This is a genomic window from Fontibacillus panacisegetis, assembly GCF_900102215.1.
Lineage (GTDB): Bacteria > Bacillota > Bacilli > Paenibacillales > Paenibacillaceae > Fontibacillus > Fontibacillus panacisegetis.
On the sequence record NZ_FNBG01000015.1, the window covers coordinates 87485 to 110701 of the forward strand.

At 40.8% G+C, this 23217-nt stretch carries 20 protein-coding genes; 13 read left to right on the forward strand and 7 right to left on the reverse strand.

What is annotated here, in order from left to right; genetic code table 11:
- Positions 1–56 precede the first annotated feature (56 nt).
- Positions 57–248 (forward strand): YqzE family protein, encoded by a 192-nt coding sequence (locus BLS49_RS13840; RefSeq protein WP_091231397.1) that lies wholly within the window; start codon positions 57–59, stop codon positions 246–248.
- A gap of 63 nt (positions 249–311) precedes the next feature.
- On the opposite strand, the gene BLS49_RS13845 is transcribed toward BLS49_RS13840, so the two are convergent.
- The 3 genes from BLS49_RS13845 to BLS49_RS13855 all read right to left on the reverse strand — a co-directional run bounded on the left by BLS49_RS13845 (position 312) and on the right by BLS49_RS13855 (position 4206).
- The gene (locus BLS49_RS13845) at positions 312–1319 is read right to left on the reverse strand and encodes a hypothetical protein (protein WP_091231400.1); all 1008 of its coding nucleotides are present in this window, start codon (positions 1317–1319) and stop codon (positions 312–314) included.
- Positions 1320–1469: 150 nt separating this feature from the next.
- Positions 1470–2414 (reverse strand): YqhG family protein, encoded by a 945-nt coding sequence (locus BLS49_RS13850; RefSeq protein WP_091231403.1) that lies wholly within the window; start codon positions 2412–2414, stop codon positions 1470–1472.
- A gap of 4 nt (positions 2415–2418) precedes the next feature.
- On the reverse strand, positions 2419–4206 hold the full coding sequence (locus tag BLS49_RS13855; RefSeq protein WP_175471411.1) for a DEAD/DEAH box helicase: 1788 nt from the start codon (positions 4204–4206) through the stop codon (positions 2419–2421).
- 433 nt (positions 4207–4639) lie between these two features.
- Between BLS49_RS13855 and BLS49_RS13860 the strand changes: the two genes are divergently transcribed.
- Entirely contained in the window at positions 4640–7246 is a 2607-nt protein-coding gene (locus tag BLS49_RS13860) for an adenosylcobalamin-dependent ribonucleoside-diphosphate reductase (RefSeq protein ID WP_091231409.1), read from the forward strand.
- Between the two features lie 526 nt (positions 7247–7772).
- Here BLS49_RS13860 and BLS49_RS13870 read toward each other — a convergent pair.
- From BLS49_RS13870 to BLS49_RS13880, 3 genes are read right to left on the reverse strand one after another with little or no spacing between them, the layout of a single operon-like run.
- Positions 7773–8336: a redoxin domain-containing protein gene (locus BLS49_RS13870; protein WP_091231415.1), complete on the reverse strand. Its 564-nt coding sequence runs from the start codon at positions 8334–8336 to the stop codon at positions 7773–7775.
- 26 nt (positions 8337–8362) lie between these two features.
- Positions 8363–8905, reverse strand: coding sequence for a MauE/DoxX family redox-associated membrane protein (locus BLS49_RS25790; protein ID WP_091231418.1), 543 nt, complete (start codon positions 8903–8905; stop codon positions 8363–8365).
- Entirely contained in the window at positions 8902–10698 is a 1797-nt protein-coding gene (locus BLS49_RS13880; protein WP_091231422.1) for an ABC transporter ATP-binding protein, read from the reverse strand. The genes BLS49_RS25790 and BLS49_RS13880 overlap by 4 nt, the downstream gene beginning before the upstream one ends.
- Before the next feature lie 172 nt (positions 10699–10870).
- Between BLS49_RS13880 and BLS49_RS13885 the strand changes: the two genes are divergently transcribed.
- Positions 10871–11407, forward strand: coding sequence for a hypothetical protein (locus BLS49_RS13885; protein WP_091231426.1), 537 nt, complete (start codon positions 10871–10873; stop codon positions 11405–11407).
- 67 nt (positions 11408–11474) lie between these two features.
- Here BLS49_RS13885 and BLS49_RS13890 read toward each other — a convergent pair whose 3' ends face one another.
- The gene (locus tag BLS49_RS13890; RefSeq protein WP_091231432.1) at positions 11475–11894 is read right to left on the reverse strand and encodes a hypothetical protein; all 420 of its coding nucleotides are present in this window, start codon (positions 11892–11894) and stop codon (positions 11475–11477) included.
- Positions 11895–12260: 366 nt separating this feature from the next.
- On the opposite strand from BLS49_RS13890, the gene BLS49_RS13895 reads away from it, so the two are divergent.
- The 10 genes from BLS49_RS13895 to BLS49_RS13940 all read left to right on the forward strand — a co-directional run bounded on the left by BLS49_RS13895 (position 12261) and on the right by BLS49_RS13940 (position 23211).
- Entirely contained in the window at positions 12261–12605 is a 345-nt protein-coding gene (locus BLS49_RS13895; RefSeq protein ID WP_175471412.1) for a DUF5597 domain-containing protein, read from the forward strand.
- A 1990-nt stretch (positions 12606–14595) separates the two neighbouring features.
- Entirely contained in the window at positions 14596–15198 is a 603-nt protein-coding gene (locus BLS49_RS13900) for a TerD family protein (protein ID WP_091231436.1), read from the forward strand.
- A 25-nt stretch (positions 15199–15223) separates the two neighbouring features.
- Positions 15224–15799 carry a TerD family protein gene (locus tag BLS49_RS13905; RefSeq protein ID WP_091231439.1) on the forward strand — a complete coding sequence of 192 codons (576 nt, stop codon included), beginning with the start codon at positions 15224–15226 and terminating at the stop codon, positions 15797–15799.
- Positions 15800–15878: 79 nt separating this feature from the next.
- Positions 15879–16460, forward strand: coding sequence for a TerD family protein (locus tag BLS49_RS13910; protein ID WP_091231440.1), 582 nt, complete (start codon positions 15879–15881; stop codon positions 16458–16460).
- Between the two features lie 20 nt (positions 16461–16480).
- Positions 16481–17710, forward strand: a complete 1230-nt coding sequence (locus BLS49_RS13915; RefSeq protein ID WP_091231443.1) for a TerD family protein — start codon at positions 16481–16483, stop codon at positions 17708–17710.
- A gap of 27 nt (positions 17711–17737) precedes the next feature.
- Positions 17738–18544, forward strand: coding sequence for a TerC family protein (locus BLS49_RS13920; protein WP_376769599.1), 807 nt, complete (start codon positions 17738–17740; stop codon positions 18542–18544).
- Positions 18545–18683: 139 nt separating this feature from the next.
- On the forward strand, positions 18684–19910 hold the full coding sequence (locus BLS49_RS13925; RefSeq protein ID WP_091231449.1) for an HpcH/HpaI aldolase/citrate lyase family protein: 1227 nt from the start codon (positions 18684–18686) through the stop codon (positions 19908–19910).
- On the forward strand, positions 19831–21219 hold the full coding sequence (locus BLS49_RS13930) for a phosphoribosyltransferase family protein (RefSeq protein WP_091231452.1): 1389 nt from the start codon (positions 19831–19833) through the stop codon (positions 21217–21219). Before BLS49_RS13925 ends, BLS49_RS13930 begins: the two co-directional genes overlap by 80 nt.
- Before the next feature lie 25 nt (positions 21220–21244).
- Positions 21245–22390, forward strand: coding sequence for a cysteine protease StiP family protein (locus tag BLS49_RS13935; protein ID WP_091231455.1), 1146 nt, complete (start codon positions 21245–21247; stop codon positions 22388–22390).
- Positions 22387–23211, forward strand: a complete 825-nt coding sequence (locus BLS49_RS13940) for an HAD family hydrolase (protein ID WP_091231458.1) — start codon at positions 22387–22389, stop codon at positions 23209–23211. The genes BLS49_RS13935 and BLS49_RS13940 overlap by 4 nt, the downstream gene beginning before the upstream one ends.
- Positions 23212–23217 lie beyond the last annotated feature (6 nt).

The window sequence follows — 23217 nt, forward strand, 5'->3', positions numbered from 1 at the left end:
GCTGTTTACGAAGCGGCAAATCGGTGCACACTTAAGTAAAAAGGGGGGAAACGTGCATGGCGAAGGGCGATGAACTGGTTAAATATATAACCGAAAGAGTGGTTGACTACGTAGAGACACCGCGTGAAGTCCGTAAAGAACGAGTAAAGTACAGGGAGCCGTGGGTTAATCGATGGTTTGGACTCATTCCATTCTCGATCTCTCTTTGGGTAGAGCGGATTCCTCGCAAAGGGAAGAAGAAATTATAACTTGAACGGTATAAATAAAGCGATCGCTCTTATCGATTTTCCGACAAGATGATCGCTTGTTTGTTATTTGTATTTGATAAATTTACCTGAGTCAGTCAGGGCTTGTAAAGAAATAAAACGAGGAGAAGACTCAGAGCCGCTCATGATATAAAGTGTGGAATCGTCGTTTAAAGACCATTTTTGATATCCAAAAACAGGTAATGGGGCGGAATAGGTGCGATCTTGGCTGGAAGAAACAAATATGAGCCTTTTATGCTTTACAAGAACATTCTCGAAAGATTCAAATTTGACATTCATGGCGTTTTCGACCATCCATAAGATGTTGTCGTAAGGATCAAAGCTATCTGAGGTGTGGACGAGCTGGTCAGGACTCAGATGAGACATTTCTTCTCCGGCAAGGTATTCTGGATGGGTTGAACTGCTCCCTGCCGCTTTTACCGGAGGAACGTAACGGGAGGCTTGAAGCTTCCAGCTTGATTCATTCTCTGGCAAAAGCTCTCCGGTTTGAGCATCGAGATAATGTTCCACTTGCGATGTTCCCGCCCGAATGATGGCCCATTCGGCAAGAACAGGTCCGCTGTATACCGGGACGATTTCTAAATTGTTATTATTGCTCAAGGAAAGTCCCGCATTCTTAAGCGCGCTTTCCAGTGTAGATATGGCGTAAACGGAATCGGGACCCATACCGTATTCGATCAATTTATATTCTCCGGCCTCTGTCATGGAAATGATCAGGTAACCAGAAGGGAAGCTGGTGGAATTTGTTTCACGATCCTGAATGGTAACAAGCCAGCTATGAGTACCAGGACCGAGTGGCTCGATCGTTGTTATGGCTTCGCTCCAAGCCGTAAAAGGCGGCTGCTGTGCTAGTTCCTGAATGACTGTTGCCGCGAACTTACGAAGCTCTTCCGGTGCAGTATCTTCTTTAATTCCTGCTCTTGACAAGATGGAATATTTGATCGTATTCGGGCTAGTGGAAAAATGGGATGCTGCTAGCGATATTGACGGAAACAAGACGCTGGTGAACAGTAAAAAGGTTGCCATTACAGAGGATTTAGTTCGAATACTCATAATAGATTCACCTTCTTTTCATTTCTGGTCAGGCTGGACTTGTCCATTGTAACGAACACTGGATAAAAAGAGTGTTGCATCATGTCGTGCTGACTGTGACCAGTATGATTCTATTTTTGCGGTCTTTTAGCGATAACAGTCGTCAGATTGTTACCTTGGCGAACGTAGATGAAAGATGCCGTAGTTTACGGCGGATACGACAATTCTCGGCTCGTATTGCCAGCGTATTTCTCCGCGTCTGGCTTCGTATTGCTCATGATTAAAGGTCCGCAGTTCTTCATCTTCTTCCTTTAGCAGATCACTGTAATAGGAATCGATGAGGGCAAGTTCATCATTCAACCGATCTCTGGCTTGTTCGGCCCAGCTATGATCATAACCAGCAAGCTTGTTGCAGACCAGACCCTCAAGGAAAGCTTTACCTTCTGAAAGAGTTACTCGAGTGGGCTCAATGTGAACATTCTCTGGCATACGAGGCTGCAGTGTGATTCCTTGTAGCCTTGATGCAAAAGATTCATCGATCAGCCCTGTCAGCAAGGAGACCCCAAAGAAATGAAGCTCCTCACGCTTCATATCACACCAGAACTCGATTTTGAAACATACGCCGAGCCAAGGCTCGTATGCCGCAGAGATCAGAGTCAAACGTTGTTTTTGGCCTGGATTCTCAAATAGATACACGCAGCGACCGCCTTGTCTTGCTGCGGAAAATATTTGTTTGAGCCTTGGGCTGCCAAACACTAGATCTTCTTGCTGAATTCGTCCAGGACCGAGAGTGGGCAGGGGTCGAACAGCGCCGAAATGGCGGCCGAGGATAGTATCTTCCTTGTTGTCATTATTGTTGTCCCCACTGGATTCCTGTTGTTTGGCAAGCCGTTTATGCTGCTCTGGATCAAAAATAAAAGAAAAGCTCATCGTCTCCGGTTCTGCACCGGTTCGATCGATAAAACCCCAGTAATACGGGCGGTTGGTCAAATCGCGATCTGCTCTTGAGGATAGCTTGACTGTAACGTGATGTGGAGACTTCTCGATAATTTGACACTCTGTAGTCTCCAGATAGGTCATGACATACTGCTGAATTTGCTCTTTAGTCATACTCATGCCATCACCCTCCTAATATTTGCTTGAGACCACTTTCTCCATCTTGGTTCTGCTCATCATGTGTTAACTCTGCTTGAATGGAGTTTAGAGATTGACCTAAAGATTCTACCTTGGATGCAAGCTCCTCTTCATTTGCAGACTCCAGAATGATTTTGTAAATGCTCTTTTCGATGTTTTTTTCCAGAGCACCGTTCTTCTCAAAACGCTCGAGAATAACGTCAAGCTGACCGATAACCATTTCGAACATGTTGATTTTTTCATGCAGTAAATGAAGGATATGCTCCTCGATCGTTCCCTTAGTAGACAGGTTGTAGATTTTTACGTCATTTTTCTGCCCAAGACGATGGACACGACCAATTCGCTGCTCGACCCGCATCGGGTTCCATGGAAGATCGAAGTTAATCATATGATGGCAAAACTGCAGGTTAATGCCTTCACCGCCTGCTTCTGTTGCGATCATGACCTGGGCTCTGCCGCGGAACAGATCCATCATCCAATCCTTTTTCCCACGGTTCATGCCGCCTCGATAAGGAACAGCGATCATGCCCCTGTCTTTCAAGTATTTCAACAAGTATTCCTGAGTAGCACGGTATTCGGTAAAAATAATGACTTTATCCTCCATGCCTGAAATAAGCTCCATAGCCTTTTCAGCCTTGCTGTTCGCTGTTATGGTCCGGATAATGTCGACCAGCTCCCAAATTTTATCCCGCAGGGGAGAATCCGGTGCGAGTTTCTTGGACAAGTTCACTAAAGTAACGAAGACAGCGTCACGGCTGCTGCAAACCTCTCTTTGCAGGGTTACGAGAGAAAGCATGCTGCTTATGTCACCGCCAGCTGCCTGATATTGATCTTTAACAAATGAGGTGACACCGTCATATAGCTTTTTCTCTTCGGGTGAAAGTTCTACATGAATGTTCTTAACAATTCGTTTAGTAAAATCAAGTTCACCGTCACCGCGGCGGTTGCGTATCATTATTTTGGATAGCTCACCTTTAAGCTGTTCTTCGTTCTTAGGTACACGCTTATCAACGACGAAGTTGGATGCAAAATCGTTTTGGCCGCCCAATTGGCCCGGCTTGAGCAGGGAAATCAGGTTGAACAGCTCACTCAGATCATTCTGAACAGGGGTTGCAGTTAGTAGGAGGCAATATTTTTTGCGCAGTCCCAGCATAAATTGGTAGTTCGTCGTTTTTTTGTTTTTCAGCTTATGCGCTTCATCAACAATGACCATATCGTATTCATTTTTAAGTAAAATATCTCGATGTGGATCACGTTTGGCCGTATCGATGGAAGCAACAACAACATCGTTGTGCCACGAGTGTTCTTTTTTTTGCGCGACGGCGGGAATTCCAAATTTTTGGTTCAGCTCACGTACCCATTGCAGTACAAGAGAAGCAGGAACGAGAATGAGCGCTTTGCGGACGAGACCGCGAACAAAATATTCCTTAAGAATGAGCCCGGCTTCTATCGTCTTGCCTAATCCAACCTCATCTGCGAGAATGGCGCGACCGCGCATTTCGAACAATACTTTTCTGGCCGTCTCCGTCTGATGGGGCAGTGGAATTACACTCTGCAAATGCTTCATACACAACATTTCTTCAAAGCTTGTAACCAAGGTAGCGCTTTCGGCTTGGGATGCAAGATTGAACAGATTCCAGTCGTCCCATGGACCACCTTTGTTCAGACGATTGTCCAGATCCTCGTACCAGCCATTCTGAAATACAATCGGTACTGGTGTGGTACTGGAGCAATTGGCGGAGTTGTCGCCAGAATTCGGGGGATGAGGATGCACGATGATATAACCTCCCTTAATAATGACAAAGAAACAGACGTAGAAGTAGTATGGACGAAAAAGAGAAAGTTCATAACTTGAGAAGCTTGTAATGAAGGGATATGGAAATATTTCAGCTGTGTTTCATGGAGGGCTGTCGAAATAAAGAGGGATTTGGAGAAAAACTGTGATCATGCAGGATAATATGATTTTTGTGGCTAAAATTTCATGCTCAATTGCTATCATAACGAGATATTGTATAGTATAATGTTAAACGTACACAATATGTTGTGATTATACATATTGTAGGAATAAATCATACTTTATGCTTATCGATTGCAGAGCGGTACAAAACGACGTGGATGGCCTTATTTTCGGTTAATTGAGCGCCTCCAGATGCTCGCTGTAATCGACATTTTTTTTGTGGACATATTTTTTATAGGAGGGTGTTTCTTTGAATACAGTGCAAAAACAGCGCCTTGAAGGCCTCAGCGAGAAAATCTTTTTAGACCGGTATGCGTGGAAGGATGCAGATCCTAGTCATGCGAAGGTTGGAGATGTTGTTCTCGTATTAACCAAGGATGATCCTAAATTTCCTACTAAGGAAGTCGGTGAAATCGTTGCTCGCGAGGGACGTAATGCAACGGTAAAAACTCGTCGCGGTGAGCTCGTAGAGACCGATGTGGAGAAGCTGACGCTGAATATCGAGAAAACGCCAGAGGAAATGTGGGATCGCCTCGCCAAGGCGATTTCTTCTGTAGAAGAAACGCCCGAGCTTCAGAAGGAGTGGGAGGGCAAGTTCCGTTCCATTCTGGACGATTGGAAGCTTGTTCCAGGCGGTCGTATTGCCGCAGGTGCTGGTGCGAGTGATGAGCTGACTCTGTTCAACTGCTATGTTATTCCTTCGCCAAAAGACAGCCGTGGCGGCATTATGGAAACTCTGTCGGAAATGACGGAAATTATGGCTCGTGGTGGCGGAGTTGGTATTAACCTGAGTTCGTTGCGCCCTCGCCGGGCAATCGTTAAAGGCGTGAACGGTTCCTCCAGTGGTGCAGTATCATGGGGCGGATTGTTCAGTTATACAACTGGCCTGATTGAACAAGGCGGCAGCCGTCGTGGTGCGCTTATGCTCATGATTAATGATTGGCATCCGGATGTGCTTGATTTTATTACGGTAAAACAAACGATGGGTCAAGTGACTAATGCGAACTTGTCTGTTTGCGTCAGCAATGGCTTTATGAAAGCTGTTAAAGAAGATTTGGACTGGGAGCTTGTATTCCCGGATACAACATATGAGGATTACAACGAAGTATGGGACGGCGATTTGGACAAATGGAAGGCAGATGGACGTAGAGTTGTTCACTACCGGACGGTTAAAGCACGTGAAATATGGCATACGATCATTGAATCAGCTTGGAAGTCTGCTGAACCAGGCGTTGTGTTCATGGAATACTACAATCAAATGTCGAATAGCTGGTATTTCAATCCGATCATTTGTACAAATCCTTGTGGGGAACAAGGTCTGCCAGGTTGGGGCGTCTGCAACTTGTCTGCGATGAACCTGTCCAAGTTCTATGATGAAGAGAACAATGATGTGGCTTGGGATGAGCTAGCGACAACAACTCATTACTCTGTGCGTTTCCTGGATAATGTCATTAGCAGAACGCCGTATCATTTTGAAGAAAATGAGAGAAACCAGAAGAAAGAACGCCGCGTAGGTCTCGGAACGATGGGACTTGCTGAGCTGATGATCAAGCTGAAAATCCGTTACGGCAGCCCGGAATCACTGGAATTCCTTGATAAATTGTATGGCTTCATCGCGAAAGAAGCGTACCTTGCTTCCGCTGAAATTGCAGAAGAGAAGGGTTCATTCCCGGCTTTTGAGGCAGATAAATATTTGCAAAGTGGATTTATGAAGGTGATGACAGAGGTATATCCTGAGGTTGGAGAAGCGATTCAAGAAAAAGGTGTTCGTAACGTTACAATTATTACTCAGGCTCCAACAGGTAGCACAGGTACGATGGTAGGCACATCTACAGGGATTGAACCGTATTTTGCCTTCAAATATTATCGTCAAAGTCGTCTTGGCTTCGATGAACAGTTTGTACCGATTGCCCAAGAATGGCTGGACAGCCATCCAGGCGAATCCTTGCCAGACTATTTCATAACAGCGATGGATCTCTCTGCTGAGGATCATATTCGCGCTCAAGCTGCGATTCAACGCTGGGTAGACAGCTCGATTTCTAAAACGGCAAACTGCCCTGCTGATTTCACAGTTGAAGAGACAAAACGTCTGTATGAGTTGGCATTTGATTTGGGATGTAAAGGTGTAACGATCTATCGTGATGGCAGCCGTGATACTCAAGTTCTTCAAACAGAGAAAAAGGAAGATAAAGCTGAAGTGAAGAGCACGGATGCTGATGCTCCTTCGAACGAAGAAAAAGAATCTCTGGATGATCTGGATAAGACATTGTCTGTATCCGTCAGTGCCAAGGATAAAGCTGTGTTCGACAAGCAGTATAAGAAACGTCCACAGGTTCTTCGCGGTGCAACTTATAAAATCAATACGCCATTCGGTATGGCATACATTACAATCAATGATTTGAACGGTGTTCCAAGTGAAATATTCCTGAACGTAGGTAAAGCAGGTTCTGATGTGTTCGCGATGGCTGAAGCGCTCGGTCGTGTCTGCTCCTTGTTCCTACGTTACGGAGACCATGGTCAGAAGGCAGAGCTGCTCATCAAGCACTTAAAAGGAATCGGCGGTTCCGGTGCAATCGGCTTTGGTCCTAACCGTGTAGAATCAATCGCTGACGCAGTAGCGAAAGCGCTGGAAACTCATATTCAAAACAACCAATACGATGATCATGATCCAGCACCTGTTGCAGCGACAATAGCGCATCATGATGATCATGTAAGCTCGGATTCACACGGAACTCACGATCATGGCAGCGCAGCAGTAACTTCTCGTGACCTGTGCCCATCCTGCGGCTCGGCTTCGTTGATCAATGTTGAGGGTTGTAAGACTTGCAGTAATTGCGGGTATAGTAAGTGTTCGTAAAATTTAAACAATAAGTATATTTTCTTCTTTAAGAAATGTGGCTAAGTGTGGTCACTACAAACAAGCGATCATCGAGAAGGCGGTTAAACCTTGTAACTCGATTGATCGCTTGTTTTATTATTATTGATGATGTAAGAAACGAAATAAACAGGTAAAAAATGAATCTGCTAAATGATTGTGCAAAAGTCGGATTCTTCATGAATGTATTGGATCGTCCATATTGATGATAAGCAACTGCATTAAAATTAGCAACCGCATTTTACTTTTGTAGGAGTAGTACATTGAATCCCTGAATCGCGATCAACATAATATTCCCAAGTTGATACACCTTGAATAACGCACAAAACATCAGATCTACAGGTGGTTACTTTTCTAGTTAAGACACAACTTGCAAGTGCAGGCTGAATTCCGACCAACTTATTTAGGAAATTTGACGCCATACTAATCACCTCCTTTGTAATAATAAATATAATATACCTTTTTTATTAATATATTTCAATAATAGAATATATTGTAAAATACTAATTTATAGCGAAGTTATCTTCGCTTGTAAAATCAAATTCTCTTCACTAATGAGTAAGTTCCAGAGATTATTAAAGCTCTTTAACGGACCATGCTGTTCAAGAGTACCTTCCTGGCTTATTAAAAAGGCGTACGGAACTTGTGAAACATGGTATGCACCCATTGTTTCAGGTGAGCGAATGTAAGTAATAGTAGTTGGTAATGCTTCAAGTATTAGTTCATCATTAGAATCACGATCACCATTAATTACGACTACATTAATATTAAAATTTTCTACTATTTTATTTATATCTGGTAGTATCGTCTTGCATGTAACACATGTAGTGTTGATAAAAATCAACAGAGTCTTCTTTTTGCTGAGTAAATCTTTTAATAGTACTTTCACTTTTTTATCACTGATTTCTCTAAATAAAGGAACCTGATCTCCTATTTCGAATTCCGATAATGTAATTCCTCGGACACTCCGGATCTTGTTTATAAACTCCCCTACAAGTCTAGCGAGTAAAAAAATTAAATATAATTGAGCCAGAACCAATACGAGTATTGTGATTACAATAAAATCACTCATATAACCATCCTTTCTATAACAGAACCTCAAGATAGCAACTCAAGTAACAAATTAATTTTAGAGCGAATGATATTTATTTTTTTGTATATGTATATAGTTAAGTACAAGGAAATAGATATAAGAAATAGTGCGAATTTAGAGATTACATCTGCTTTTATGACCATATTTTCACAAATAATTCCTATAATTATTACTATAGTAATTAATAACACATTTCGATAAACCAGTCCCCAGTTTAAACGTTCATGCTCTAAAATCCCTCCACAACCACAAGAGATGTCCTGATGTCCTCTAAATAAATTAAAAGCTATTGCCAATGTGTATAGGCATAACAACAGTACTATTCCATAAGTGTGATAGATGGTAATTCCAAATGTAAAAATGGTTAAACTAATAGTCAATTCGGAAAGAGAAAAGACGATTAAGGAAGGTACTAAAAATAGATTTGGAACTATTCGATATGCTTTTATTATTTGTGTATGCTGGGTGAAATTCGTTATTTTTCCTAAAGAGGACATTAAAAATACTACAGCCAATAAATTTTGCGTGATCGATATCAACTCGTTCAAACAACCACCTCTTTTTTGGATTCATACATTTTAGTTTGAGCAAGGTATAGGCGAGAATACTCACCTTTTAGCTTAAGCAATTCTGCATGAGATCCTTCTTCCACTATTTCTCCATGTTTCATGACAATAACATGATCGGCAAGAAAGGCAGCTCCTAGTCGGTGTGTGATAATTAGAACGGATTTTTCTGAATCCCTAAATAAATGCTCAATAATTTCCAGTTCAGATTGGGAGTCTAAGGCCGACGTGGGTTCATCGAGTATTATTACATCGCTATTTTTAAATATTGCGCGAGCTATCGCTACTTTTTGCCATTGACCACCAGAAAGTTCGTTTCCACCATCAAAAAAACGACCAAGTAAAGAGTTGTATTGTTCGGGCAAAGTGAGAATATGATCGTGAATCCCTGTGCTTTGAGCGGCATTAGTGATTTCAGAATGATTGTCTAGTCGTTCAATATCTCCAAAACCAATATTGTCTTTTACGCTAAACTCATATTGAACAAAATCCTGAAATAATACAGAAATTCTTTTTTGATAGGATGCAGTATCAACTACTTCTAACGGGACATCATTTACATATATCATTTGTTCGCTAGTCTTATATAAACCGGCAATACATTTGATTAGAGTGGTTTTACCCGACCCATTTTCTCCGACGATAACAACCTTTTTTCCCTTTTCTATACATAGATTTATATTTTTTAGGGACAATTGTTGTTGATTAGGATAAGTAAACGACAAATTTTTTAAAGATATAGTATATATTGCATTACAATGTGCCCGTGGAAATGAAGATTCGACTTCTTCTTGATGTTGGAACAATTCGAATTCTCTTATAAACAAGCTCGTTTCATATAAACTTGAAATAATTTTTATAATTTCCATTAAATTCGATTGGATGTTTTGAATGGATTGCAATGCACCTAAAAATACACCTACTTCCAACTTTTTTTTAGAGACTAACCCAACAATAAATATGCCTGATGCAATATATGTAAGTGTCATTAAAATACTTCCCATTACTTCCCACTTACTCTGTTTAAGCAGCAATTTATATTTTTCCTGTGCGTTTAATTTGAAATAGAAGGACCACTGTTCAATTAAGTAGAAACCTAGTCCAAAGAGACGAACTTCTTTTACGGAGTCACGCTGATTTAATAAGTCAGTTATATAAAGTTCCCTTCTGTGGTGAGGAGTTAGAAATTGGGTTAAATTGTAGCGTTTATTTCCAAAGTTAATATCGATTAATAGAATAGGGATTGAAAATATAAACACTATTAAAATCAAAAACCAATGAATATTCGCAAGATAAATAACCAATGACAGGACTGTAATTATATAGCTACCTAAGGAAAATAAATCCTTAACCATGGATACGATGTAAGAATGACTGTTTATAACACGGAGATTTTTATCATAAAATGCAGGATCTTCAAAGGTTAGTAGTGGTAGTTTTGTTATTTTAGTAAGTACAGCTTTTTTTAAAACTAGTCCAGCTATATTTTCTAATTTTTGAACACTCAGTTGTGATAGCAACTGGAGTATAAAGGCCAAAATGATAATAGTCATTTGACAAATTAGATATAAAATAGCTTTTTCGTAACTTTTTCCTTCCTGAATAACTGTAATAACTTCATTTACTAATTCTTGCATAAGCCAAACACTAATAAATGGAATTAAGCCAAGTGCTACACTAATGAAAATAGACTTTAATAGAAACGTTTTGTTTATAGACCAAACAGTTATCAGGGAATACACTGCGCCCCTTGCTAAGACTTTGAATGACTCCATTCCGCTCCTCTTTCCAAAGTAAATAAATAAAATTGTTAATGTAGCATAAAGATATAATTTATGGTATCATTATACATTAATTGGAATGATTTTGCAATAATAGAAAGGTGTTCTATGTACAAAGCAAATAGCGAGTTTTTAGTATTCTCGGAAAAAAGGGAGCATAGTAATTATGCAAATCTATGTGGAGTTTTCCTTGGTAATATTAATTTTAATAGCTTCCTTCGGCGTATACAGATACTTATCTGTTCAACTCAAACAATCCAAGGTTTTTAGTAGTGAATTTGGGGGGATCAAAGCTTATAGCCTTCTCAATCAACGAGCTCCTGAATTAGTAGTAAATAGTAATATGCACAAAATTGACTTAAGCAAATGGATCGAAGATAGGGGCCTTCTGCTCATATTTATTGATTTAGATTGCCCTCATTGTATTCCTTCGTTGGAGTTATTTCTAAGCAGCAATACATATAGTTTAGAATTTATTGTTTTAATCCGAGGAGAAGAAGGTTCTCGTTATTCAAATTTATATACAGAAAACGATAAGTTGCAGATACTACATGTAAATGGGGAGTTTTTTGAGGCATATCAAATTAATGAATTTCCCTATTATATTTTTGTTAATAAAGAGCAATTCATTGTGTATGCTTCCTCCGTTCCGGATGGCTTATTAAACAACTTGGATTTTTATAAAAGTATTTCAAATTATTAAAAAAGAGCAGTTGCCTTCATCTTTGTTTTGGAATAACCATACAAGGGTGAAGACAACATACCAAGCATTATGAAACTGGTGTTGTCTCAGATGGAGTTACAGGTTCGCTGGATACAACAATCTCTGTTCTTGATAGATTTACTAGGGAACTTTTTTCAAATTGTTGTACTGCTTCCTTGGAGATGGATGCGGTATCTCCATCATGATTAGTTGTATTTTTGTTTTCTAGGTTTCGTTTCTCTTCCTCTGCTTTTTTAATATTCTTTTGATTTTCTGAAAGTTGCTTAAATTGTGCTTCCAAGCTTTTTGCTCGTTTTTTGAGCATTAAATTGTTAAACATCTGCTTCTTTTGTCTAGGTGTAGCATCACTGAAGGCAATCTTAAGCGCTTCATCTAAATTGTTGTTTTTTTGCGTACTATTAAAGATGCTTGTCTGTTCGTTAATTCCCAGTCTGTTAACGTATGAGGTCCCTACATTGGATATCAAGACGTTTCACCTCCTTTCAGAATAATGAGTATTCTATCGTTATTATCGGAAGTTATATCCTATATTTTAGTATAAGTTCCAAATTTATAATTATTTTTTGGTTAACATAAAATAAGAGACCTCGAGTTTCTGCCACATTTGGGCAGAGCTTGTGGTCTCTTCATCTAGACATTTAAATAGATCGATCCGTGTTTTATTCAAGATTCGATATTAAACCTTTATGACCGAATAAACTGCAAGGAGACTGATCAGTAAGAATAGTACATTACCATAAGGGTTTTCAGCTTTCTATTGGCAGCTTTTGTAATTCATAATAAACAAGGTTGTTTCTTTTATTAGGCGACCCTGTTTTCTTATTAGCGAACTTTGATACAAGGATTTCTTCAGGATCGTTATCCAAGTCACACTATACGGACCTCGAAATATTGTTTAAAGATTTCTTATCCGCCGTTCTCAGAAAATATGGATATTTCTGGTGGAGGAATCGTCATTGAAGTAAGTGAGGATGAATTTATATTTGCAGGATTAAACTTCGATGTTCAATTTACACCGTTGTCCGACAGCCACTATGCAGCAGAGTTTATCGCCATTGAAGAAGGAGAATTCGATCAGGAATCCTGGGTGCGTTCCAGACGCTTAAAAAGGGATGAGCTTGTTGTCCGATTTAATCCAATTTACTCCATTAAAAAGGTAAAGGTATTCGCATATTAGAATCACTTTGGTATTCATTTAAAGTAAGTCATCATATAAGCTCAATAGGATTCATTAGTATATGGCTCTACTCGCAAAAGCTGAAGAATATAAGGCTTTTCCTAGGAGAGCTATTGCCGTCCAAATTATCGCCTGCCCTGTCTGCTCTTAGACTTAGTTAAAAATAATATTTGCATTGAGGATGGTATACTGGTTTTTTGCTAATAAACTGAAAATCCGCATTGACAAGAGAGCTGGCCTGAGATTAATTACATGTATGAGCTCGTTAAACTTGATGAGAAATCACCAGTGAAAAGTATACTTCACACCTCGGATGCTGAACAGTTTGTCCCGAGGCACTGGCATTAAGTGTAGAGATATCCTATGTCATAAAAGGCTGGATCGATGCGATCTACGTTGAGGAGACGACGTACACTTCCGAGCAAGGTGACATCGTAGTTATTCATTCAAATGCGGTTCATTCCTTCTCCACGTCTGAAGAAGCGACCGTATGGCTTTAACTTTACTGATTCCATACGAATATTAAAGAGAGTTTTTCAGAGATTGACCGTTATATCCTCCATTGTGTATCGAGGAACGAGCATAATCATGAGCAGCGCTCGAAGTTAAGGGAATTACGAGGCATTCTCGACCGAATTGTGGACGCTTATCTCTGTTACGAGAGTGACTCACTTGCAGATATTGAGATAAAGGGCTTATCTTATCGGGTTAATTATATACTGCTGAGCGATTTCTTAATAGAAAAGCCAGGCGGTGTAATGAAAACGAATAAACATTTGGAGCGGTTTTGCTAGATATATTTATCAAAGATACTGATTTAAATGAAGTAGTTAGGCTAGAGGTAAAACTAGTAATTGATGAATCACAAACTAAAATATTGAATATAGAAAAGCTATAAGAGGTAATTACTAGTAGAAGTCATTCAACCCGAAGAGGCGCCTCGAACCATTAAACATATCCTGCGCCTCGAGACATTTAACAAAGTCGAAGATATAGATTATAGATCAATAGATTAATTCATGTAATCAACATTAAGCAATAATTAATATGGTTCATAAGGTATACAGTTGAATATTCAGAAATGCTTACCGTTGTTTTTAATGGGTAAGCAATTTTTTTGCTTTCATTTTTCATACGTTGTTTGCAACTTTCATGCCGTAGTGCCAATCGAATGGAGTGTGTTAAGTGGAACGAATATGGCTAACATTGCAAGATGCATGCTGTGAATAATTATGCAATTCCATTGTGCGGGTATTCTCATGAATTGTGAAGATCAGGCTTATGCAGCAGCTTTCGAGGGAATGTCGTTCTCACTAACTCTGGAAATAGCTAATTCTGACGGCACACACTTAAATGGATTTGTTTCTAAATCAGTAAGATATTTTGTAACAGAATCACTTAGAAATGAATGATTTAACATAAAAAATGTAATTAAATGTTGAATATTGGACGGCCGCTATGTGCTATCTGGTCTTTTCTCTAGGGTGATTATCGTGTTGCTAAATCAACTTAATGTTTATCAGCAGAATCCATTTATGGTTACGCCTAATCAGAGTGTCCATATGAATTACTGCAATAAGAACAAATTAATGGTAAAAAGCATCAGATCAAATGCATCAAGCGAGGATATTCTTAGCTGCTGGACAAGAAAAAGGTGTAATTAGGGACATTTGCAATATTTTTGGTTTAGCGCTATATGAGTTCGGACTCTAATTACTAGATAAAACTCCTCGTGTTACAACACTACTTGATTTACTAGATAATATATTTAATTGAATACGATGGACGAAGAAGCATCTCAGACAGGCTTTATGCTATGTTCTGTGATGCTTCTTTCTTTGTCCGAGCTTTCAAAAATTTTTTTGAAATTTGAATCTTTCTATTGGCTCGTCTGGTTTAATAGGAAAAAAATACCGTCGAAAAATTGCATATTTTGCGAAAAGATAGCATAATTAGATTTGCAGGGAAATTTGAGGGGGGGTGTAAATATATGACTATTTCATTGGTAAAAGGTCAAAAAATTGATCTAACGAAGGGTAATGCCGGTCTTACACGTATCACGGTTGGTCTTGGTTGGGACCCGGTTGAAACAGAAAGTGTGGGCTTCTTCGGGCGAAAGAAAAAGACGGGTGTAAACATCGACTGTGATGCTTCTGCTATATTGCTTGATGCAAATGGCAGATTGGCGAAGCGGACAAACGTGGTTTGTTTCCACAACTTGACGAGCCCTTGTGGTTCCGTAAAACATACTGGTGACAACTTGACTGGCGAGGGTGATGGTGATGACGAACAGATCCTTATATCCCTCGACAAAGTACCAGCAGATGTTCATCGAATCTTGATGTGCGTTAACATCTACAACTGCGAATCACGAGGTCAAGATTTCGGAATGATCAAATCTGCCTATATCCGCGTGTTGAACTCTGTTCAGAATCAGGAACTCATTCGTTTTAATCTTACTGATAGCTACGCGGGAATGACCGCATTGATTGTTGGCGAAATTTATCGTCATAACGACGAGTGGAAATTTAACGCTATCGGTGAGGGGGCACATGCAGCCCACATCGATATTCTCTCTCAACGCTACCAATAATCTAAAATGATAGGGGATTAGAAACATGGCTATCAATCTTTCTAAAGGTCAAAAAATTGATCTGACCAAAACAAATCCTGGACTCACTAAAGTTCTGGTCGGTCTTGGTTGGGATACAAATAAGTATGACGGCGGCAAGGACTTCGACCTAGATGCTTCAGCATTCCTGTTGAAAGCAGACGGCAAGGCAGCTTCGGAAAATGACTTTATTTTCTACAATAATCCGCAAAATACAAATGGATCTGTCATACATAGCGGAGACAACCGCACCGGGGACGGGGACGGCGATGATGAAGTTGTTAAAGTGGATCTCGCCACAGTTCCTGCTGAAGCGGAAAAAATTTCTTTCTGCATCACCATTCACGAAGGTTTGGAACGAAGCCAAAACTTCGGCCAAGTTTCCAATGCTTACGTTCGCATCTTGAATGAAGCAACTGGTGAAGAAATCGTACGCTACGACCTTGGGGAAGATTTCTCTGTTGAAACAGCAATCGTTGTTGGTGAGTTGTATCGCCATAGCGGTGAGTGGAAATTTAGCGCAGTTGGCGCTGGCTATAAGGATGGTCTAGGCGGATTGGTTAAGGATTTCGGCCTGGCTTGATTGACTATCAATCACATAAAAGACCGTCTACTCGGACGGTCTTTTAATTCAAGAGGATACATAAAGGAGTGTATATATCGTGACAATCAGCTTAAGCAAAGGGCAACGTATCGATCTTACCAAGACAAACCCGGGACTAACAAAAGTGGTTGTGGGTTTGGGGTGGGATATCAATAAATATAACTCCGGCGCAGATTATGATTTGGATGCTTCCGCCTTTTTGATTCAGGCAGACGGCAGAGTACAGGGGATAGAAGGCTTTCTCTATTATAATAATGCTAAACTCTATAACGGTGCAGTCGAGCATACTGGCGACAATCGTACAGGAGCAGGTGATGGTGATGATGAGCAGATTATCATCGATTTCACGAAAATCCCGGAACACATCCAGAGAATCGGTATCGCAGTTACGATCCATGAAGCTGAATTGCGTAAACAAAACTTCGGACATGTATCCAATGCATTCGTTCGTGTTGTAGATGCAGCTACAGATCGTGAGGTTCTCCGGTACGATCTTGGTGAGGAATTCTCTCTGGAGACCGCCGTTGTAATCTGCGAGCTGTATAGACATGGATCTGAATGGAAATTCCAAGCGATTGGTTCCGGATTCAATGGCGGGCTTGCTGCGCTGTGTAAAAATTATGGTCTGGATGCTCAATAACATTTGAAAGGTTGATATACATGTCTACCGAACTTGTAAAAGGTCAAAAGGCAGACCTCACAAAAGGTAATCCTACTATAAATAATATCATTGTCGGCATGGGGTGGAAAACTCCCAATACCTCAATTGAAGTTGACTTTTCGGCATTTCTCCTCACCGTAGAATCCAAAGTTACTAAAGATGAGGATTTAATATTTTATGGAAATCCTACGGGACCAAACAATTCGATACAGGTAATTAATTTATCTTCACTGTCAGAAGACAATACACAAGTTTCTGTCTCTTTGCGAGACATTCCTTCTCAATACGAGAGAATTTCCTTTGCTTTAACTATTTACGAAGGAGAAAAGAGAAAACAAAATTTCTCGATGCTGGATGATTGTTACATACGAATCATTGATACAGTTTCAAGAAAGGAACAGTTGCATTTTAACATTGGAAATTCCTTTTCTGTCGAAACAGCAATTGTCGTCGGAGAACTTTATAGATATAACGGAGAATGGAAATTCAATCCGATTGGATCTGGGTACTCTGGAGGACTAGAGGCGCTCTGTACAAGCTATGGAGTGGATATATCCCAAGAAATCCATCAAGAACAAGAAACACCAAAAATTCGTGATCAATCTACTCCTGCACCAAGTTTCCCACCGTCTATTAATCTCTCAAAGATTGAATTAAAGAAAAAGGGGGATGTCATCAACCTTCAGAAAGGTAGCGGCCCAATTGGTGAGGTTCTGGTAAACCTGAATTGGAATCGAGGCAAATCAAGTTCGTTCTTTGCGTCCAAAGGGATCGATCTCGACTTAGGTTGCCTGTTTGAATTAAAAGACGGTCGTAAAGGGGCGATTCAGGCTCTTGGTGATAGTTTCGGAAGTCTCAATCGAGTTCCCTTCGTTGCATTAGACGGGGATGACCGCACGGGGGCTGTAACATCGGGCGAGAATCTTCGAATTAACGGCAAGCATGTTTCAGATATTAAGCGGATTGTCGTATATGCCTTTATATATGAAGGGGTTACAAAGTGGTCCGATGCCGACGGGGTTGTCACCATTAAACAAAACGGGGGACCCGATATTGAGGTTAAACTCGACCAACACGATAATCGCAAGGGAATGTGCGCCATTGCTATGATCCGGAATGTGAACGACCAGACGTTCAGCATAGAAAGACTTGTTGAATATTTTTCGGGTCATGAGGAGTTGGACAGGGCCTACAATTGGGACTTAAATTGGGTAGCAGGAAGCAAATGATAACAAAATTTCGGGGTGGGATGTAGAATTATGATGGATTTTATTAATAGTTTTATTGACAATTTTTCTGAGTATTTCAACTGGGAACATACTGTAGCGATTCTTTCGGACCCAGTTAGCTGGGGGATTATAGCAAGCCTAGTATTGTTGGAAGGCTTGTTATCCGCAGACAATGCCCTTGTACTTGCAGTGTTGGTTAAGCACCTTCCCAAGGAGCAACAAAAGAAGGCTTTATTTTACGGATTGCTTGGTGCCTATGTATTCCGCTTCCTCGCAATTAGTATTGGTACCTTCCTTGTAAAAATCACTTGGGTTAAAGTTATAGGCGGCCTGTATCTTCTGTGGATTGCATGTAGCCACCTCTTCCACCTCGAAGTTAAATGGGTGCGCGCAGGTAAAATTCCTGTACTTCCTTACATAGGAAGGAACAATGATGCGGCAGAAGAAGACCAAGTGGAAAACAAAGCAAGAGGCTTCTGGCGGACCGTTCTGACTGTAGAGCTAATGGACATTGCATTTAGTGTCGACAGCGTTATAGCGGCGTTTGGTGTAAGTGAACAAGTATGGGTCTTGTTCCTTGGAGGCATCCTCGGCGTTCTGATGATGCGTGGTGTAGCTCAAGTCTTCTTGAAACTCATTGGACGCTACCCAGAGCTTGAGAAAGCAGCATTCATCCTCATTATCATTATTGGACTTAAAATGCTTGCAGCAGTCGTAGGATTTCACCTTCCGCATATCGTATTCTTCGCCCTTTTGATCGCTGTATTTGTAGGAGCAATCATCTTGAGCACCCTTCGCAAAAAAAGCCAAGATACAACGACGAAATCGGCTTAATCTTCCCTTCGGAATACAAGAATTTAATAAATCTTCCCTCCCTATCAGGGAGGGATATTTTATACCTCTTCCTAAAGCGTCAGATTTGTCGGACAACGATTAGGTATCAACCTCGATATTATAAATAAGGAGGTAGAAAATGCGGTATTTTAATTATCTCACTCACGATGAAGAAGAACGGATCTTTCACTCCTCACCAATGACCTTCAGTAATCAATCGGACCGAGAAATTCTGTCTCATTCCATCGGTGCAGCTCTGTATATGCCGGCTACAAGATTGAATATTGCCGATGAACTCGCGTCGGGCAAGCACGAGGGACTTGTTTCCGTTGTGATGGATCTCGAAGATGCAGTCGGTGACCATCAAGTTGAATTAGCAGAGGAAAACTTGAAACAGCAAATGTACCGCTTGGCAGGTATGGTCAAGCTGGAAGCAATAAAATCCGACGACTTACCGCTTATCTTCATAAGAGTCAGAACACCGAAGCAGATGGAGCAAATTATTGATTTGCTTGAGTCGTCTTTAGAATTTGTAACCGGCTTTGTGTTACCGAAATTCAGTGTGGAGGTTGGGACAGAATATTTCGATATAATTCGCTCTTACAATGGGCACAAGCCATCTAATTTCCCGACATTATATGTTATGCCTATTCTGGAAACGTCAGATGTCATTTTTAAAGAGTCCAGGTACGCCACGCTTCATGGGATCAAGGATCTGTTGTCGCAGTACCGAGATCTTGTTCTGAATGTTCGGATTGGAGCAACGGATTTCTCAAGTTTGTTCGGGCTTCGCCGGAGCCCGGATATGACCATATATGATATAGGTGTAATCCGTGATTGTATCATTGATGTTGTAAACATATTTGGTAGAGCTAACGACCAATACGTGATTTCTGGACCGGTCTGGGAATATTTCAAAAATGAGCGTGCCTCGAAACTTCATATACGAGCCGCAACATTTGAGGACGCGGGTGGAAAAGCGGGTCAACGTACACGTATAGATATTGTCAATGAATACATGGAAGGGTTAATTCGTGAAGTCTCCCTAGACAAGGCAAATGGAATCATCGGAAAGTCAATTATTCATCCGAGTCACATTATTCCGGTTCAGTCCTCGTATGTTGTCACGTATGAAGAATATCTCGATGCAACCAACATCGTGAACAGCAATAACGGAATGATTGGAGTGGTAAAGAGTCAACACGAGAATAAGATGAACGAAATTAAACCACATCTAAACTGGGCAAATCGAATCCTGACGAGAGCGAAAATTTATGGGGTGCTAAATGAAAACAAAAACTATACTTCCATCTTACTCGGACACGAATCTTCACAACATGAGAAGACAATCCTTTCGTATTCTTGATGACTTAGAAGTCTCCATAGAAATTATGAACAACCCGTTCGATCTGCCTCTTGAAGCACTTTTTCAAATGGCAGCGCGAATCAATAAGAAGAGAAGTTTCCTCTTCGTAAGTAAAGTTTTGGGAAAACATCTCCCAGTGAATCCTTACATTTCTTTAATGGGTGGAGCAATACTTGGTCTGCTTTATTACAAACTAGAGGGTTATCCGATCAGTTTGGATCAAACGGAGATTAAATCGGCATTTCAAGATCCGAAGGTTGCTGAAAAGGTATTTCGAAGCATAAAGAGCAACCCGTTTCAATTATCGGAACCGACCTTGTTTATAGGATTTGCTGAAACAGCAACGGCACTGGGCACTAGCATGTTTGATGTATTCAGCGGCCCAACAAAATATATCCATACAACTAGGGAAAACGTCACCAATAAACAGCCATCCATAGTGTTTGAGGAAGAACACTCCCACGCATCAGCACATCGGTGCTATATCACGGACAACCACTTTTTGAAGGGAACCGAAACGGTTGTGCTGGTTGATGACGAGATTACGACAGGTAAGACTGCACTCAATATTATTCGTGATCTGCATGCAAAGTCACCGAGGCACAAATATATCGTTGCGTCATTATTGGATTGGCGTTCCGAAGAGGATATAGAGAGATTCAATCAAGTTGAGCGTGAACTGGGGATTTCGATTACTTGTCTTACTTTTCTACAAGGAAGAATTGTTGTAAACGGAGGCCCAGTAGACCGACCTTCTTCCAAGACATGTGCTAATTCAAAGTCTGAGCCGACCATTCTTCATTATTCTATCGACCACATGTTCAAGTATATTCCCTTCGTCTCATCGTTTGAAGATGGTACAAAGAATGTACGTCCATACCTTATGGAAACAGGACGATTCGGCATAACAGGTAATGATAGACCTGCGATTGATGATCGTATCTCCAAGTGCGCAAGCGTTTTAAAGAGCCAAAGGTGTGGTCAAAGGACGTTATGTATGGGGACAGGCGAATTCATGTATTTGCCCATGCGTATAGCGGCGGAAATGGGTGAGGGAATATCATATCAATCCAGCACACGGAGCCCAATTCATCCTTTTGACGACGATAATTACGCCATACGAAATGTTTATTCATTCCAAAGCCAAGATGATCGTTCAGTAAGCAATTTTTTTTACAATATCAATATTGGTATGTATGATGAAGTATTCGTCTTTTTGGAGAGAGTGTCCTCCAGCGAAATGCTCACCCCATTAACCGATGCACTAAAAGGAACCGGTATCCCTATTATTCATTTTGTTCATTTCTAACATTATCAACAAGGAGGATAGTCTCATGTCCATTCAAACGATTGTAAAGAACCTTCCCCAACCTACACCGCTCGGCAGTTATAGTCCTGGAGATGTCGTATTCCTGCTTAAGGATCTAAGTACAGTTGAGTTGGAAAAGGACATGGAAGATAGGGAAGAGGCCATCCAGTCAGGAACACATTACTCTGAAATGTTGCCGATGGAGTATCAGCCAACGCAACAATATATTCAACTTTTCCATGATACGTTAAAAACCACGGCACGGAATGTCGCGCTTGCTTCCGCGATTACAGCTGAACTCATATGGAGTAAAAGAGGGGAAAATACGATTATTGCTTCTCTTGCTAGAGCCGGAACACCGATCGGTATCTTGATTAAGCGCTACATTCGGTTGGTTTACCAACATGATCTTCCTCACTACAGCATTTCCATCATCAGAGGAAAAGGGATCGACGAAAACGCTGTACTCTATATGTTGAAACAACATCCTCAATTTAGCATTCAGTTTGTTGATGGATGGACAGGGAAAGGGGTTATTCGAAACGTCCTTATCCAAGCTCGGGAAACATTGAAAATGAAGTATGGGATCATCATTGATGATGACCTTGCAGTTTTAGCAGATCCCGCTCGTTGCTCGGCAACATTCGGTACCCGGGAAGACTTTCTCATTCCTAGCGCCTGTTTAAATTCAACCGTATCAGGTCTTATGAGTAGAACTGTTTTGCGTGATGACCTAATTGGGCCCGATGATTACCATGGTGCCAAGTTCTATAAGGAATGGTTGAAAGACGATGTATCCAATCTCTTTGTCGATACCGTTTCAAGGTATTTCGCTGACGTAAAAGAGGAAGCCAAGCAACAAGCAACTTATCTCTATGACAACCCCCATGAAACAGAAGTAACTTGGAAAGGTATGAAAGATATTAATCGAATCCAAGAAGACTTTGGCATCGCGGATGTGAACTTAGTGAAGCCGGGTGTTGGAGAAACGACTCGTGTCCTTTTACGCCGTGTTCCATGGAAGATTCTTGTGGACCGTATGGATAATCCACACCTTAAACACATCTTGTTGTTGGCCGAAGATCGTAATGTCCCTGTAGAGGTATATCCTGATCTGACATATTCATGCTGCGGGATCATAAAGCCTGTAAACGGGGGTGATCAGTCATGATGATATTCGCAAGTGATCTCGACAAAACCTTGATTTATTCAAAAAAATCAATGAAAGAAACCTTATCTGAAGATGAACTTGTACCAGTAGAGGAAAATGGGGGTGCTTTCACTTCCTTCATGACCCAAAGTGCATTGTCATGGCTGACTTTGATCACCCAAGTCGCTTCATTCATACCTGTTACCACACGGACCATCTCCCAATATCGTAGGGTTTTTCAGTTTTCGAAGAACGTGAATGTGAAGTATGCAGTTACCAGTAATGGTGGAAATATACTTGTTGACGGGGAGCCTGACCAAGAATGGTGCGAACACGTAAGATTAGCTGTAGAAAGTAGTGCCAGCAGGGAAGAGATTAAGATGATGTATGATGAAATATCTTCCCCCGAGTGGGCCCTACGTGGATGGCTTTGTGATGATCTCTTCTATACGATGATCATTGATCCGGACAAGACACCACTGGAAATACTTGATCAATTTAGGAGTAAGTTGCTTGCTCAAGGGTGGGTATTATCCATACAAGGAAGAAAGGTTTATCTTGTGCCGGAGCGGATTACTAAAGGGGATGCCCTGTTATATCTAAAGGAACGAATCGGAGCTACATATATCGCTGCTTCTGGAGATTCATTACTTGACGAAAGTCTCTTAAAAGTTGCAAATTATGCAATTTCCCCAAGACACGGAGAACTTTATGCGCTCTATGGGGACAGTCACCATTATAGATTCACTGAATCTTCGGGGATAAGGGCCTCGGAGGAGCTTCTGGAATGGGTACATCGTGGATTTCTGGAACACAAGAGTCAACTCATTTCTTCACGTTAGGAGGAA

What these genes read in the sequence shown, in the direction of transcription:
- BLS49_RS13840 (WP_091231397.1), top strand. Translation starts at nt 57, where the DNA reads ATGGCGAAGGGCGATGAACTGGTTAAATATATAACCGAAAGAGTGGTT.
- BLS49_RS13845 (WP_091231400.1), bottom strand. Translation starts at nt 1,319, where the DNA reads ATGAGTATTCGAACTAAATCCTCTGTAATGGCAACCTTTTTACTGTTC.
- BLS49_RS13850 (WP_091231403.1), bottom strand. Translation starts at nt 2,414, where the DNA reads ATGAGTATGACTAAAGAGCAAATTCAGCAGTATGTCATGACCTATCTG.
- BLS49_RS13870 (WP_091231415.1), bottom strand. Translation starts at nt 8,336, where the DNA reads ATGAGTGATTTTATTGTAATCACAATACTCGTATTGGTTCTGGCTCAA.
- BLS49_RS13880 (WP_091231422.1), bottom strand. Translation starts at nt 10,698, where the DNA reads ATGGAGTCATTCAAAGTCTTAGCAAGGGGCGCAGTGTATTCCCTGATA.
- BLS49_RS13885 (WP_091231426.1), top strand. Translation starts at nt 10,871, where the DNA reads ATGCAAATCTATGTGGAGTTTTCCTTGGTAATATTAATTTTAATAGCT.
- BLS49_RS13900 (WP_091231436.1), top strand. Translation starts at nt 14,596, where the DNA reads ATGACTATTTCATTGGTAAAAGGTCAAAAAATTGATCTAACGAAGGGT.
- BLS49_RS13905 (WP_091231439.1), top strand. Translation starts at nt 15,224, where the DNA reads ATGGCTATCAATCTTTCTAAAGGTCAAAAAATTGATCTGACCAAAACA.
- BLS49_RS13915 (WP_091231443.1), top strand. Translation starts at nt 16,481, where the DNA reads ATGTCTACCGAACTTGTAAAAGGTCAAAAGGCAGACCTCACAAAAGGT.
- BLS49_RS13925 (WP_091231449.1), top strand. Translation starts at nt 18,684, where the DNA reads ATGCGGTATTTTAATTATCTCACTCACGATGAAGAAGAACGGATCTTT.
- BLS49_RS13930 (WP_091231452.1), top strand. Translation starts at nt 19,831, where the DNA reads ATGAAAACAAAAACTATACTTCCATCTTACTCGGACACGAATCTTCAC.
- BLS49_RS13935 (WP_091231455.1), top strand. Translation starts at nt 21,245, where the DNA reads ATGTCCATTCAAACGATTGTAAAGAACCTTCCCCAACCTACACCGCTC.
- BLS49_RS13940 (WP_091231458.1), top strand. Translation starts at nt 22,387, where the DNA reads ATGATGATATTCGCAAGTGATCTCGACAAAACCTTGATTTATTCAAAA.